Origin of the sequence: Pseudomonas poae, assembly GCF_001439785.1 — a bacterium.
In the GTDB taxonomy this organism is placed as follows: domain Bacteria; phylum Pseudomonadota; class Gammaproteobacteria; order Pseudomonadales; family Pseudomonadaceae; genus Aquipseudomonas; species Aquipseudomonas poae.
Window position 1 is genome coordinate 1 of sequence record NZ_JYLI01000001.1, and the last position, 15,101, is coordinate 15,101.

The following is a 15,101-nucleotide window of genomic DNA, read 5'->3' on the forward strand; positions in this document are numbered from 1 at the left end:
TGGAAGAACGCAATGAATCAATTTGCGATTCTGTACGGAGATCGATTTATCAGGCCGACCTGGTAAAGATAGGGCCTGCCTGACGGCAGGCCGTAACCGGCCCGAACACAAAAAATCTGACACTCTCATATCGCCGCGCACTCTCCTTCAGACATCAAGGCAATCTGGCCGAGCACGAGGCCTTGCGGAACGGGTATGAATGTGCCGCCTGCGGCTTTGACCTCATCGCTGAAAACCCTTGAGTTCTCCAGGCTGACAAGGGACCGGCGATTTTCCATGTACCGGACCAACCGGCCAATTTCCTCCGGCGTGCGTCCGGGCACCAGCGTAAGCTCGGCAAGCTCATTATTGTTCAACGTGTCCGCAAACCCGGGGATCGCCTGGGGTTTGCCCGCGTCGTACCCGCGCTTGAATCCGGCCGCATCGGTTAGTTCGGCGATGTCGCGCTTGGCTTTGAATTTGGCAGGCAGCATCTCGAGGTCATCAATGCGTCTGACCAGGCTGCCCAATTGCATAGGCGTGCGCCGTCTGGCCACCGCCAGGCGTTTGAGGTCATCGATCTTCAACGCTGGGGTGTAGCCGTCTATGTCTTGCGGGTGCGCGGTGTTCTGCCCCCTGATATAAGCGGCGTTATCCTCGGCTTTCGCCGCGACGATGGCCGCCGAGTAGTCCCTGCGAAAAGTGCTGTTATGGGCAGGAGACGTGGAACCAAACATCCATCGCCAGCCATCCCCGAACGCCCTGATTTCACCGTCCAGGGCGACGGCCGCGGGATTGAAGTCCATGCGTGGCGAACCGTAAGACGCACCACTGGCAGGATCATACGCATACCACTGGCGCCCCTGGAGTATTGCGGTGCCCTGAACGGTCTGCCCGTCAACCTTGAAGGCGCCTGCCGCTGCGGCGTCGTAGTGTTTGCTGGCCGCTTTGAGCAGGTCGTAATTGCCACTTGCGCCCCTGAGCGCGGTGACCAGATCGGCTCCTTTGGCAAATCCCTTGCGCACCAGGTTGGCTCCTACCACCAACATATCGCCCACCCCGCCAATGGGATTGAGAAACTCGAGGGCAGCCGCCCCAAGAAATTTTACCGCTTGGGTAGCCTTGCCAGCGGCTTTGAGACCCGACATGCCCTTGCCAAACACTTTTACCGCCTGCGCAGCTTTGCCCGCACCCAGCGTAAGCAGCCCGAATGCGTCCATGGCCAGATCACTGACCCCTTCAAAGGTATTGCCTTGCCTGAAGTTATTGATCGCCGATCGCAACGGAATCAGGTTGAGAAAGAATTCATCAATGACGCTCCCCAGCGCCCGCCCTCTGTCAAAGGAGGTAATGCCTCTGGCGTGATTGAGCAAGTCCTCGCCATCCAGCGCAAGCGCTTTGACGTACATGTCGGCAATAAAGTCGGTGCGCTTGGAGCGATAGCTGTCGGGGGTTTGAGCGCTAACAGGCTGCTCTTTGGCTTCGTTGTCACGCGCGCCGTTGTAGGGGTCCAGAAGCGACCTTCGAGTGATCAGGTTGGCTCGCCTGACATCCATTTTTTCCGGGCTGTAGGGCTCACTGAACTTATCGGCCGGATGATCCTGTTTTTCAATGACCCCCGCGCTGGTGTTGACTTCATAAATAGTGACTTTACCGTTGAGCGTGGTCTTTATATGCATCCTGCGCCCACGCTCTGTCAGTTCCAGCGGCGAAGTGAAATCCTTGGCAATTTTGTACTCATTGGTGTGAAAAAACTTCACGTCGCCGTATTCAAGGTTCAAGCGATCGGCCAGTGGCAACTTGGCAATCAGCTGTTTGACAAGTTCATGGTGGCCGTCACCCAGGGATTTCATCGTGGTTTCATAGTGCGTGCCAAATAGCTTGTTGACCTCAAGATGCTTTTTGGTCTTTACGTAAGCATTGAACGAGGCGATCGGAATGCGCGGGTCCTTCTTAACCCATAGTTGAAATCTATCGAGCTTTGCACCTTCCATCACGACATCAAGCATCGAGCGACGCGTAAGATGCGCGGCGTAAATGCGGCCTCCGCCCTCTTTGCCGATCTGTAAATCCTTAATTTCAAAGACGGCAGGATCAACCTGAGGAAATGCAGCTTTCAAGTATTCCAACGCGATGTCCTTTCGACTGGGTACGGGTGTCTCCAGTAACGACGAAGACTTCACCAAGGCGTTAAGTCGATCGTTATAGGCTGTCTTGGCCTGTTGCATCTCGGCTGCCGAATGTTCGGTTTCGGATGGTTTCAACACGCCATTGGCTTGGGCCCAATCGCTCAGGGCGTCGCGTTGAGCCACTTGATTGGCGTAAGTGTCAGTCGCAATGGGCTCCGCCTGGGCGATCACCTCGGCGTAGGTCATGTTCTGCACCCGACCAGGTGTCCGCGCCTCGATCCTGGCGGCGGCAATGGTCAATTGCGTCCACATGGCAGAGCCTACGGTGACGCCGTCGGGAATGTCCTTAACCAGAAACTGGGGAGCGCTTGGGGCCAATAGTAGAAGGCTGGCCAGTTCGGCCGAGTCCTGTGTTGCCCGCCCTTTGCTCACTAGATGAAGGCCCAGTTTTTTCACGACCTCCGACGGGGTGAGCCCCCAATGGCTGGAGTCCAACAAGTCGAAACCGGCTACCTTGTTGCGAACGTTGTTCAGGGAAGATTCCGGATCCAGTCTCAGGTTGATAGCTGCCAGTACGTAGTCGTAAATACTGGTGTCCGAGGCCACACCGCCAAGGTGCGCTTGCAAGGCTTGCCCCAGCTCTACGGCCTTGGGGCTGTCGAGCAATGTCTGCAGCGCTGTGACCGGATCTTTCAAATCGCCTCGTGTCACCGGACCGCCCATCAGCAGATACCCCAGCACACCCGAAGCCCAGAAGCGGGGCAGCGGCAAGCCTGACACCCCTGTGCGGCTGGAGTACAGGAATCGCTCAATACGACTCTGGTCAGCTTGCGAGATTGGTATTGGCCACGACAACCCACCGCCGAAATCACGCAGGGGAGGGACCGACGCTCTTTTCTCCAATACGTCTGCCAGCTTTTTGGCTTCGTCCAGGGTCTGCGGCAATTCATAACCCAGGTCCTTGATGACGGCAGCCAGGGTCGGTGGAGTAGTGTGGGTCAGGGTTTCGGAGGAATTTATAAAGGGCACCAGAACATCGCGGTTCAACTGGTCGGAAAACTTGTGATCCACCCAGGTTGTCAGGTTGCGAAGCTTATCGGCAAGACTGAGCATATCCTGCTGGTCCGCCAGCAGTTGCCGGACGGTTTTGACTGCAGGTGTCGCAACAGCGGGCGAATAGTGCTGGGGGGATGGATTCACTGTTACCGCGCCAGCCTTTTTTGCACCCGCTTCAGGGGCTTCGGTGACAAGGTTCATCGGTCGATGCGCTACGCTGGTGATGCTCATTTGGAATACCTTGGTATGTAGGAAAGGCGCCTGACTGTTGGACCTTCCCTGTTCCTGAGGCGTAGTCCTGAGTGCCGGGTCAGTGCAATCCAGTTCCACCGGCTAAGCGTCGAGCCCGTACGCTTGCGTCAAATAAGCGCACAAACATAGCCTCGGCACCCGGTATTCGGGCAAACTCCCGGTTTTTCCGTATTTGGCCAAGGCATGCCCATGACTCCTGCGTCATCCGTCGATGAAAAGAGCTTCCGTAACCTGTTGAGCCGAAATGTCGCACTGCCCCTGAGCGTCGGCGTACTCAGCGCGGTGTTTTTCGTCTGCCTGATCACCTATCTGTTGTCGGTGATCCAATGGGTTGAACACACCGATCGGGTGATCAACAACCTCAACGAGTCGTCGAAACTCACGGTGGACCTGGAGACCGGCCTGCGCGGTTTTCTGATCACCGGCGACGAGCATTTTCTCGATCCCTACGAAGTGGCCAAGCCGCGCATCATTGGCGATCTGCGCAATTTGCAGGAACTGGTGGCGGATAACCCGCAGCAGGTGGACCGCCTCAAGCGTCTGGAAGCGATGCAGGGTGAGTGGAACAAGTACGCCCAGTCGATGATTGACCTGCAGCGCAACAGCGGTGATTACCGCTCGGCGGTCAAGGCCGGCAGGGGCAAGGGCCTCACCGACGCGATTCGCCAGGAATACGCAGATGCGGTAGCGATGGAGCAGCAGTTTCGTATTGCACGCAACAAGGACGTCACCCGTACCACCATTGTCAGCGTTGTGCTCTACCTGGCATTCGTATTGGGGCTGAGCGGTTTTCTTGCCTATATTGGCCGAAGAAATTTGGTAGCGTTATCAGATAGCTACAGCGCAAACCTCGCGTCACAACAGAAGATTGCACGACGTCTTGAGCAACAAGCCTGGCTGCGTAACGGCCAGACCGAACTGGCCGAGCAGGTCCTTGGCCAACTGACCCTGAACATGCTGGGCCGCAATATTCTGCAGTTCTTTGCCCAATACATGGGCTCGGCGGTAGCCGCGCTGTATGTGCGCCAGGAGCATGGCGGTCTCAAGCGCGTGGCCACCTATGGTTTCTCGCGCGAGCAAGAACAGCAGGAGCAGTCGATCTACAGCGACGAAGGCATCGTTGGGCAGGCTGCCCAGCTTGATCGCCTGATTCGCCTGGACGATGTACCGGTGGATTACTTCAAGGTCAGTTCCGGTCTGGGCGAGGGCTCGACGCGCAGCGTGCTGGTGGTGCCGACCAATGACGAAGACCGTGTCAACGGCGTGATCGAACTGGGCTTCCTGCGCCCGGTGGATGAACGTGACGTTGAGCTGCTGGAGCTGATCGCCGGCAACATTGGCACCTCCATCGAGGCCGCGCGTTACCGCCAGCGCCTGCAAGAGGTGCTGGCCGAGACCCAGCAACTCAACGAAGAGTTGCAAGTGCAGCAGGAAGAACTCAAGACCGCCAACGAAGAGCTGGAAGAACAGTCACGCATCCTCAAGGAATCCCAGGCCCACCTGGAAACCCAGCAGGCGGAGCTGGAGCAGACCAATGAGCAGTTGGCGGAGCAGACCCAGACCCTGTCCGAACAGCGCGACGCCATGGACCGCAAGAACGTCGAGCTCAACCAGGCCCAGTTGCAGCTGGAGGAGCGCGCCGATGAGTTGCAGCGCTCGAGCAAATACAAGTCAGAATTCCTCGCCAACATGTCCCATGAGCTGCGCACGCCGCTCAACAGCTCGCTGATCCTGGCCAAGCTGCTGGCCGAGAACCCTCAGGAAAACCTCAGTGCCGAACAGGTCAAGTTCGCCGAGTCGATCTACTCGGCCGGCAACGACCTGCTGAACCTGATCAACGACATTCTGGACATTTCCAAGGTCGAAGCCGGCAAGCTCGAGGTGCGTCCGGAAACGTCCCATGTGGCGCGTCTGGTCGAAGGTTTGCGCGGCATGTTCGAGCCGCTGGCCGCTGACCGCAAACTCGGTTTTCAGGTGGATGTACAGCCCGGTGCGCCGGCCATGCTGTTTACCGACCGCCAGCGCCTGGAGCAAATTCTCAAGAACCTGCTGTCCAACGCCATCAAGTTCACCGAACAGGGCGAGGTCAGCCTGTCGGTGTCCCGCGCGCAGGACGCGGGCATTGCCTTTACCGTGCGCGATTCGGGTATCGGCATTGCGCCGGACCAGCAGGAAAGCATCTTCGAAGCCTTCCGCCAGGCCGACGGCACCACCAACCGCCGTTACGGCGGCACCGGGCTGGGCCTGTCGATTTCCCGTGATCTGGCAGCCTTGCTCGGCGGCTATATCAGTGTGACCAGCGAGCCGGGCAAGGGCAGCGTGTTCACCCTGGTATTGCCTGAGCACTATGTAGAACGCGAAGCCGACGCCCCGACAGTCGAGCAGCCGCGCCAGGCGGTGGTTCCCGCACCCGCGCCGATCAAGGTTTCGCCGCTGCCGGTGGCCGACGCCAGCCAGATCCCGCGCTTTGCCGACGACCGCGACAAGGCGCCGTTCACCACGCGCTGCATCCTCGTGGTGGAAGACGAGCCCAACTTTGCACGTATCCTCTTCGACCTGGCCCATGAACTGGGCTATCACTGCCTGGTGGCTCATGGCGCGGACGAAGGCTACAGCCTGGCCGAATCATTGATTCCCGATGCCATCCTGCTCGACATGCGCCTGCCAGACCATTCCGGGCTGACCGTGTTGCAGCGCCTCAAGGAAAACGCCGGCACGCGCCACATCCCGGTGCATGTGATCTCCGTGGAAGACCGCGTCGAAGCGGCGATGCACATGGGCGCCATCGGTTATGCGGTCAAACCCACCACACGCGAAGAGCTCAAGGACGTGTTCGCGCGCCTGGAGGCCAAGCTGACGCAGAAGGTCAAGCGCGTGCTGCTGGTGGAGGACGATGACCTGCAACGGGACAGCATTGCCCGCCTGATCGGCGACGATGATATCGAGATCACCGCCGTGGGCTTTGCCCAGCAAGCCCTCGACCTGCTGCGCGACCATGTCTATGACTGCATGATCATCGACCTCAAACTGCCGGATATGCTCGGCAACGAGCTGCTCAAGCGCATGGCCACCGAAGATATCTGCTCGTTCCCGCCGGTGATCGTCTACACGGGGCGCAACCTGACCCGCGATGAAGAAGCCGAGCTGCGCAAGTATTCGCGCTCGATCATCATCAAGGGCGCACGCTCGCCGGAGCGCTTGCTGGACGAGGTCACACTCTTTCTGCACAAAGTTGAATCCCAGCTGTCCCATGAGCGCCAGACCATGCTCAAGACTGCGCGAAGCCGCGACAAGGTGTTCGAGGGCCGCAAGATCCTGCTGGTGGACGACGATGTACGCAATATTTTCGCCCTCACCAGTGCGCTGGAGCACAAGGGCGCCGTGGTGGTGATCGGGCGAAACGGCCGCGAGGCCATCGAAAGGCTTGACGAGGTGGAAGACATCGACCTGGTGCTGATGGACGTGATGATGCCGGAGATGGACGGTTACGAGGCCACTGCGTTGATCCGCCAGGACCCGCGCTGGAAGAAGTTGCCGATCATCGCGGTTACAGCCAAGGCCATGAAAGACGATCAGGAGCGTTGCCTTGCGGCAGGCTCCAACGATTACCTGGCCAAACCGATTGACCTGGACCGTCTGTTCTCGTTGATTCGCGTCTGGCTGCCGAAGATGGAACGCATTTAAGTGGAGCGCAGTTTCTTGGACAAAAGCAGCGACATCGAGCTGCGCCTGTTGATTGAGGCGATTTACCTCAAGTACAGCTACGACTTTCGCGATTACTCGGGCGCGTCGGTCAAGCGCCGTGTGGCCCATGCGTTGCGCCAGTTCGATTGCGCGACCATCTCGGCGCTGCAGGAGCGGGTGCTGCACGATCCGTCGGCGTTCATGCAACTGCTGCAATTTCTGACGATCCCGGTGAGCGAGATGTTTCGCGACCCGTCGCACTTTCTCGCGATTCGCGAGGAAGTGGTGCCGCTGCTCAAGACCTACCCGTCGATCAAGATCTGGATCGCCGGCTGCAGCACGGGGGAGGAGGTGTACTCCATGGCGATCCTGCTGCGCGAGGAAGGCTTGCTGGAACGCACGATCATCTACGCCACGGATATCAATCCAGCGTCGCTGGACAAGGCCAAGCAGGGCATCTTCTCCCTGGAAAACGTGCGGGCCTACACCGCCAACTATCAACAGGCCGGAGGCCAGCGCTCATTTGCCGATTACTACACGGCAGCCTACGATTACGCGATCTTCGACAAGACGCTGCGCGAGAATGTGACCTTTGCCGATCACAGTTTGGCGACCGATAGTGTATTCTCCGAAACTCAATTAATTTCGTGTCGTAACGTGTTGATTTATTTCAATAAAAAATTGCAGGATCGTGCATTCGGTCTGTTCCATGAGTCGCTGTGTCATCGCGGCTTTCTGGTGCTGGGCAGCAAGGAAACCCTGGATTTTTCCGCCTACAGCAAACAGTTCGAGCCATTGGTCAAACAGGAACGGATCTACCGCAAATCATGAACGACGCCGCAGCCAACCCGATTCGCGGGATTGAAGCCATCGTCGTCGGCGCGTCCGCCGGCGGTGTCGAGGCGTTGCTGAGCATATTTGGCGAGTTGCCCACCGACTTCGGCCTGCCGATCGTTGCCGTGCTGCACCTGCCGGACGAGCGCCGCAGCCAGTTGGCCGACGTGTTCGCGCGGCGCCTGCGCATCCCGGTAAAAGAAGCGCGGGATAAAGAGCTGATCGAGGCCGGCACCCTCTATTTCGCAGGGCCCGGTTACCACCTCTCGGTGGAGCAGGACCGCAGCCTGTCCCTGAGCCAGGAAGACCGCGTGCATCATTCACGGCCAGCCATCGATTACCTGTTTTCATCGGCTGCCGATGCGTACGGCACCGGCCTGTTGGCGATCCTGCTCACCGGCGCCAATCAGGACGGCGCGCGCGGGCTGGCACATGTCAAGCAATCGGGCGGCACCACGGTCGTGCAGGACCCCACTGAAGCACGCATCGCCGTGATGCCGCTGGCGGCCCTGGCCCTGCACACACCTGATCATATTCTGACACTGGGCCGGATCGGCTCATTGCTGGCTTCCCTGGAATCTTTCCCATGTTAAGTACCGTCCAGGCCAAACTGCTGATCGTCGACGATCTGCCGGAAAACCTGCTGGCCCTCGAAGCGCTGATCAAGCGCGAGGATCGCCAGGTCTACAAGGCATTGAGCGCCGACGAGGCCTTGTCACTGTTGCTCGAACACGAGTTCGCCATGGCGATCCTCGATGTGCAGATGCCGGGCATGAACGGCTTCGAGCTGGCCGAATTGATGCGCGGCACCGAAAAAACCAAGAACATCCCGATTGTGTTCGTCAGTGCCGCCGGTCGCGAGCTGAACTATGCGTTCAAGGGCTACGAAAGCGGCGCCGTCGACTTCCTGCACAAACCGCTCGACATCCATGCGGTCAAGAGCAAGGTCAATGTGTTCGTCGATCTTTACCGCCAGAGCAAGGCCATGAAGCTGCAGGTCGAAGCCCTGGAGCGCAGCCGTCGCGAGCAGGAACTGCTGCTGACGCGCCTGCAGGCCACCCAGGCCGAGCTTGAGCAGGCGGTGCGCATGCGCGATGACTTCATGTCGATCGTTGCCCATGAAGTGCGTACCCCCCTCAACGGCCTGATCCTGGAAACCCAGTTGCGCAAGATGCACCTGGCTCGGGACAACGCGGCGGCGTTCACACTCGACAAGATGCACGCGATGGTCGACCGCGACGAGCGGCAGATCCGCAGCCTGATCCGTCTGATCGAAGACATGCTCGACGTGTCGCGTATTCGTACCGGCAAACTGTCGATTCGCCCGGCGCATTTTGACCTGGCGCACCTGGTGAGCAACCTGGTGGACAATTTTGCACCACAGGTCACTGCCGCCGAGTCATCGATACACCTGGTGGTCGAGGGGCCCGTGGCCGGCAGCTGGGACGAGTTTCGCATTGAGCAGGTGGTCACCAACCTGCTGACCAACGCGTTGCGCTACGGCGCCAAGAGCCCGGTGCACGTGCGTGTGTATGCCGAACATGGCGAGGCGCGCGTGGAAGTGCGCGACCACGGCATTGGTATCAGTGAAGAGAACCAGAAGCGCATTTTCCAGCAGTTCGAGCGCGTGTCTGCCAGCCATGCAGCCGCTGGGCTGGGCCTTGGATTATTCATTTCCGAGCAGATCGTCGCGGCCCATGGCGGCACCATCGAGGTCGAGAGCCGGATAGGCGAGGGCGCCTTGTTTCGGGTGTGCCTGCCCCTTGCGCAAGCGCAATGAAATCAATCGTCAGCCCAACGCAACCTCTGCCAGACCCCATGGTCGTAATTGCAGCAATTGACCGGACATAGGCTTCCCATGAGTGAAGATGCACAAGACGTCGTACTGATCGTCGAGGACGACGAATCCATTATGTTTGTGCTGGGTGAATACCTGGCAGGCCTGGGGTATCGGGTATTGAAGGCCGTCAACGGAAAAGAGGCGTTTGAGATTCTGGCCACCAAGCCGCACCTGGACCTGATGGTCACCGACTACCGCCTGCCCGGCGGTATCTCCGGGGTGCAGATCGCCGAGCCGGCGCTTAAAGTGCGGCCTGAACTGAAGGTTATTTTTATCAGCGGTTACCCGCAGGAAATCCTCGACTGCGATAGCCCCATCACGCGCAATGCGCCAATTCTGGCCAAGCCGTTCGATCTGGATACGCTGCAGGCGCATATCCAGCGGTTGTTGGCGTGAGCCCACTGTTTCACAGCGGGCTTGAACTTAGGCGTCGGTCAGTCAGTCATTTTGAGGTGGAGGCGTAGTTCGGATTCGGAATAAACGTACCCGCCGAATCGAATGCGCCAATGATTCGGTGGCCGGGAATGTCGGTACCGTAGTTTATTTCCCAGGGCAGTAGATTCACGCGTTTATCACCCGGATGCTCTATGGCATGCCGGTTGGCGTACAAATGGAAACCCTCCATGTCGCGGCCGTCCACCAGGTAAGTATGGCCCCCCTTGTGGCCCCCGTAAAAATAGGCCCCGGCATTACCCCTGTTATAAAAAGCGGAGGTTGAGATTCCTTTGCCATCAGGGTCTAAAGCATCATGCCCCCCGCCAAATGCCCCCCGCGTTCCGTTGACCTCACGTATATCGTTGATCGGCGTACGCAATGTGAAACCGGTGTCGAACACGCCTTGCGAAGCGCCCGGAATGTTCGCCAAAGGCGGTCGCGTATCGCCACGGAATACCAGTCCTGAATAGACTGTTTTCTTGATGCCCCCTACATCCTTGATGGTCTGGTTTTTGTTAACGATGGCTTGAACTTCATCGGGTGTTGCTGTTGCTCTGATTTTTATCGGACGTTTGACCACGGTGACAGGGGGCGGGAGATACGGGATACGCTGTGGCACATCCGCCTGGACAGGTAATGCTGGTATCGGCGTTACAGGTGTTGGCACAAGGGGCTGCTCGTACAAGGCCTTCACATCTTTACTGAACACACTGTTTCTTTGCTGCCACGCGTCATCATGGTCGAAAACCTTGAACTCCAGGACGTTGGGATCAGTACTGTGCGTTTTGTACTTCACCTCCAGTTTTTTATCGTTAAACAGCTTGATCAGCCCATCCTTCATGTCCGCCGCACTTGCAAATGTGGCGTGACCGTAATTGGGGTCATAGAACCAGAAGCGTTTGTTGCCGGCGTCTATTGTGACGCCGGCCGCCATCGCATGGCCTGGCGAGTCAATCATGATTGATTGTGAAACCGTGGAGTCGTCCAGCTCCTTGACCATGTTCGAAGGACTTAGCTGGCGCACCGGCTTTGCGGCATGGAACGAGCTTTGTCCACCTACCTGGGTTTGCAGTTTACGCAGCCCCTCTATGAAGCGTCTGGACGCAGGGTCTTTTGGAAACGCAGCCGCCGTGAACATGTTTTGAATAAGTTGCTTTTCCTTGCCGTGTTCAATGGCAGTTGCCATCACTCGCGATAGCGCAGCGCATTGCCCGTCAGACAGTTGCGCCGTCTGGCTGAAGTAAACCACTTGTGGCATGGGCATTACGCTACCGTAGCGAGGCTCGATGATATGGATGAATCGTTGTGCACCCTTCAGGCCAAACGTATAAGCCAAATCATCGTATCGCCTGACGAGGACACCCACTTGTTCGGCCGACAGCGTTTGATTGGCGGCGAGCTTCATCAAGTCCTCAATTTTGCTTGAGGGGGACAAGCCTTTGAAACGATATGATTGCCCTGCGTTATAACCTCGTTCAAATGCTGCCTTCTGCGCGCCATTACGGTGTGTGGCCACAACATTTTTCCAATTATTGACAATGGCATCATCGATCTTTTTGGCTGGATCCTGCGCTGTTGCCCATTTTCCAAACTGCTCATTATCGAATCGGACGGAGGGCAAGAAATCCTTCAGCGCAGGACCGTAGTGCTGACCTGAAGCGGGGTCGTAGGCATACCAGCCGTTCTTTTGATAGACCGCAGGCGTCTGAGTAACGGCGTTACCGATTGTATAGGTGCCTATTGAGGCGCTATCGAATTGTTTGCGCGCAGCCACCAGGTCGTAGCGATGTGTCCCCCGCAGGTAGCCGATATCATTGGCCGCTTCTGCGAAAACGCGTTTACCGGCGCGCACGACGCCTCGTCCAGCGCTCTGAAGTGCGTCTGGCAGCCCATCCAACGGGTTCAGCGAGCTGAGCACACCGACTCCCAGAGTTTGGGCGATGCGCACCCCTTTGGTTGCACGGGTAGCGGCACTGGCGAGCACTTTCGAGACTTTTGCACCCGTACTGACCCCGCATGTCAGAAACCCGAACACGTCGAGCGTCAGGTCGAGAATACATGAGCCCAGATCGCCATTCTGAAAATTGACGATCGCAGATCTGAACGGGATCAGATTTAGAAAAAATTGCCTGGTCGCTTCGTGGGAACGCCTTTCACGGTCGAACGTCGTGTCTTCGATCCCAGCGATTTCCTGGCTTTTCCAGTCGCTGGTGGCGTTGGCCAGTGTGGTGGCGATGACTGATGTCTGCGCACTCGTAAAGCTGTTCAACGGCCCGCCCGAAACCCGTTGTATCTGATGCTCTGGACGGGAAAGTGCGACGGGCTCCATGAAATCATGCAGGGGTTCACCAACGCCGACCTTTTTTTGCGTTCCAGGCGCAAACCCGTATCGAGTACCGTCCTGACGACCCGCATTGAAGTCACCCAGGTCGGTACGCTGTTTAACTGTTGCCTGCTTGAGATTGAATTCATATGTACGTGCACTGGCACCGTTTTTCACTTTCACCAGAAAAGTGTTTTCCGATACGGGCTTTTGCTCGTAGCTGCCTGGACCTCCTCCGGCTTTGATAAAGGTTTGCATCTCCTTAAATATAGAAAGCTGGCCTGATTCAATAAACTTTCTATCCTCCAGCGGTAACTCAGCGAGCATGTGTCTAACTTGCGTTTCCACACTTTTTTCAATCTCCTTACCATACGCCGTGAACCGCTCGGTATAGAGTTGATTGATCTCAGGCAAGCGCTTGACCTTGTTCAGCACCTCGTCGAGCGTAAAGTTGACCTTGCCAGCATCCTTGGCGTCCTGAAAGGGGTAGATACGCCAGCCCTTGCTTTCTGAAACTTTGCGCTCATTCAGATTGAAATGCACATTGTGGGGAGGGGTGTGAAGATTATTTTCAATATACATATCGAGTAGCGAATAGGGGCCTGCTCGATGGGCGTCCTCATGATTGAGTTCTATGCATTTAAATTCCAGGTCGATGGTATTGCCCAGTATCTTGCGTAGTTCGATGAGCGCCATTTTCTTGCGAGAAGGCGGAACAGGTGCACGCTGAGCCTGCGAGGCCGCGCTTAACTGCGCCACTTGCTCGTTGTAGGCGTCGGTTACCGTCTTCATGTCATCCGCTGAATCAATACGGGTCGCGATCCCGTTTGTAATTGCCCAATCCTTGACTTTATCCAGGTGAACCGCCTGCTCCATGTTTTGGTGCGCGGCGTTCACGGCAGGGCTATCGACCATCACTTCGCTGTAAGTCATGTTCGCAGTGCGCCCAGGTGTGTGCGCTTCAATGCAGGCCACCTTCACGGCAAGTCTGACATGCGCCATGGAGCCATAGGTGACGGCAGCCGGGACCTCTTTAACCAGCAATTCCGGCGCTTGTGCCGACAGTCTAAGATAGGCCGTGAGTCTGCTCAGCTCAGGGGAGGGAACTGCGCCGATTTTATATAAGTGCTCTGCCACGCTATCAACCACATCGGCAAATGACTTACCGCTCAGTGCGGGGTCATTCAGATTGAAATTGCCGTCGTGGTGTTCGTCGTCATTCACACTGTAAGTTCGCGTGATCTTCGTGACATATTCCATGTTCAGCGCAGTCATCAACCAATCGTTGGCAATCCCGGCCACCGACAGGCGTTCAAACTTGGCGCGTATGGCTTCACCCAAGGCCTGGCCTCTTGGTGACCCTATGAGCCGATCAAGCAATTGACGCGGGTTGCGCAGTTCCAAAGGGGTGATGGTGACGCCTTGCACCAGCGCAGCCAGCACACTGCGGTGCGTGCGCAGGTTAAGGTTGCCGACATTGCCATGGAGCAAGGCCGCGGCCAGCTGTTGTCGGGTGTGCTCATCCAGCGGACGGGGCCATGACATTGCACCGCCATAGTTGCCATGAAGGGGCGACTGCGGCGGTGGGGTACCGAGGAACGCCCTGAGCTCGTGCACAATCTCGGCGGTATCAGGCACGTCCAGGCCGAGGTACTGTAAATATTCCAGAACACTGACGCGTCCTTCTTCCGGCAACGTCCTGTCACGCTGATAAGAAGAGCTGGCATTGATCAGGATACGGGTCTCACGCAGGTAATCGGATATTTCAGAGTCCCGAATATTACCCTCTGTCAGCCGTTGACCAAGGCGCGTGAGGGCTGCCAAGGCGTTGTGTCGGTTGCCGATGTCCCCCAGTACCATTCTTTGTTTTTCCAATGCATCTTCGCTGCGCTCCTCGATAATCTGCGGCAACCGTGAGGAAGTTTCCTGGTTAAACGCTTTATCTTGCAGGAGTTGCGCAGCGCGTTGCCGGATTTGCGACGCAGTGGCGAGTGGCTTCTCGTGGTAGAAACGACCCACCAGCCATGCCGGCGCGCGGTTGGGGTGTTCCAGTGGCGGGAGCTCAATCAGCCGGCTCTGGCTGGACAACACATTGGCCGCATTGATCAAGGGCCCTCTCACGGCAGACCAGCCACTGTCCTCGCTGCCGACGATCTTCCAGGCCCCGTCCGACCGTTTCCGGTAAACAAGCTCTCCTGTTTTCGGGTTGATCCGGATAGGCTGGGCGCGTACTCCAGCCTTGTCGCACCAGCTCACGAAGTCACCTGTTTCAGCAGCACGGTACAACTGTGCCCACCATTGACCAAATGTCGAATCAGGGTGCACTTCAATCGTGACGGAAGAATCCTCCGTGGGGGCGCCTGTAAAGCCTTGCAGCGCTTTAGCGTAGGCTTGCGCCAATTGACTGTCGCCGTTGGCGCGAGATAAGTCGCGGGAGGGGGTGGCCTGAGTATCGTGTAGGGCAGACACCATGGGCGCAGGCTTGGCGGCAGCCAATGGTTCTTCGTTTTCAAGCGTGGCGGCGTGAGGGTGCTGCGAGATAGCTGTGATCGTCATTAAGTCCGGCTCT

The 15,101-nt window shown here is 57.5% G+C and carries 7 protein-coding genes; 5 read left to right on the forward strand and 2 right to left on the reverse strand.

Going from position 1 to position 15,101, the window contains the following annotated elements:
* Window positions 1-125: 125 nt before the first annotated feature.
* A complete protein-coding gene (locus TU75_RS00005; RefSeq protein ID WP_169794335.1) occupies window positions 126-3,395 on the reverse strand; it encodes a hypothetical protein in 3,270 nt (1,089 codons plus the stop codon).
* A gap of 210 nt (window positions 3,396-3,605) precedes the next feature.
* Here TU75_RS00005 and TU75_RS00010 point away from each other — a divergent pair, with 210 nt between their 5' ends.
* The 5 genes from TU75_RS00010 to TU75_RS00030 all read left to right on the forward strand — a co-directional run bounded on the left by TU75_RS00010 (window position 3,606) and on the right by TU75_RS00030 (window position 10,170).
* Complete coding sequence (locus TU75_RS00010) at window positions 3,606-7,100, forward strand: response regulator (RefSeq protein WP_060547799.1); 3,495 nt, start codon at window positions 3,606-3,608, stop codon at window positions 7,098-7,100.
* Complete coding sequence (locus TU75_RS00015) at window positions 7,101-7,931, forward strand: CheR family methyltransferase (RefSeq protein WP_003230715.1); 831 nt, start codon at window positions 7,101-7,103, stop codon at window positions 7,929-7,931.
* Complete coding sequence (locus TU75_RS00020; RefSeq protein WP_060547801.1) at window positions 7,928-8,527, forward strand: chemotaxis protein CheB; 600 nt, start codon at window positions 7,928-7,930, stop codon at window positions 8,525-8,527. Before TU75_RS00015 ends, TU75_RS00020 begins: the two co-directional genes overlap by 4 nt.
* A complete protein-coding gene (locus TU75_RS00025; protein WP_060547803.1) occupies window positions 8,521-9,714 on the forward strand; it encodes a hybrid sensor histidine kinase/response regulator in 1,194 nt (397 codons plus the stop codon). Before TU75_RS00020 ends, TU75_RS00025 begins: the two co-directional genes overlap by 7 nt.
* 78 nt (window positions 9,715-9,792) lie before the next feature.
* Window positions 9,793-10,170 (forward strand): response regulator, encoded by a 378-nt coding sequence (locus TU75_RS00030; protein ID WP_003230710.1) that lies wholly within the window; start codon window positions 9,793-9,795, stop codon window positions 10,168-10,170.
* 46 nt (window positions 10,171-10,216) lie between these two features.
* Here the strand turns inward: TU75_RS00030 and TU75_RS00035 are convergent, their stop codons facing one another.
* The gene (locus tag TU75_RS00035; protein ID WP_060547805.1) at window positions 10,217-15,088 is read right to left on the reverse strand and encodes a hypothetical protein; all 4,872 of its coding nucleotides are present in this window, start codon (window positions 15,086-15,088) and stop codon (window positions 10,217-10,219) included.
* Window positions 15,089-15,101 lie beyond the last annotated feature (13 nt).

What these genes read in the sequence shown, in the direction of transcription:
- TU75_RS00035 (WP_060547805.1), bottom strand. Translation starts at nt 15,088, where the DNA reads ATGACGATCACAGCTATCTCGCAGCACCCTCACGCCGCCACGCTTGAA.
- TU75_RS00020 (WP_060547801.1), top strand. Translation starts at nt 7,928, where the DNA reads ATGAACGACGCCGCAGCCAACCCGATTCGCGGGATTGAAGCCATCGTC.
- TU75_RS00005 (WP_169794335.1), bottom strand. Translation starts at nt 3,395, where the DNA reads ATGAGCATCACCAGCGTAGCGCATCGACCGATGAACCTTGTCACCGAA.
- TU75_RS00030 (WP_003230710.1), top strand. Translation starts at nt 9,793, where the DNA reads ATGAGTGAAGATGCACAAGACGTCGTACTGATCGTCGAGGACGACGAA.
- TU75_RS00025 (WP_060547803.1), top strand. Translation starts at nt 8,521, where the DNA reads ATGTTAAGTACCGTCCAGGCCAAACTGCTGATCGTCGACGATCTGCCG.
- TU75_RS00010 (WP_060547799.1), top strand. Translation starts at nt 3,606, where the DNA reads ATGACTCCTGCGTCATCCGTCGATGAAAAGAGCTTCCGTAACCTGTTG.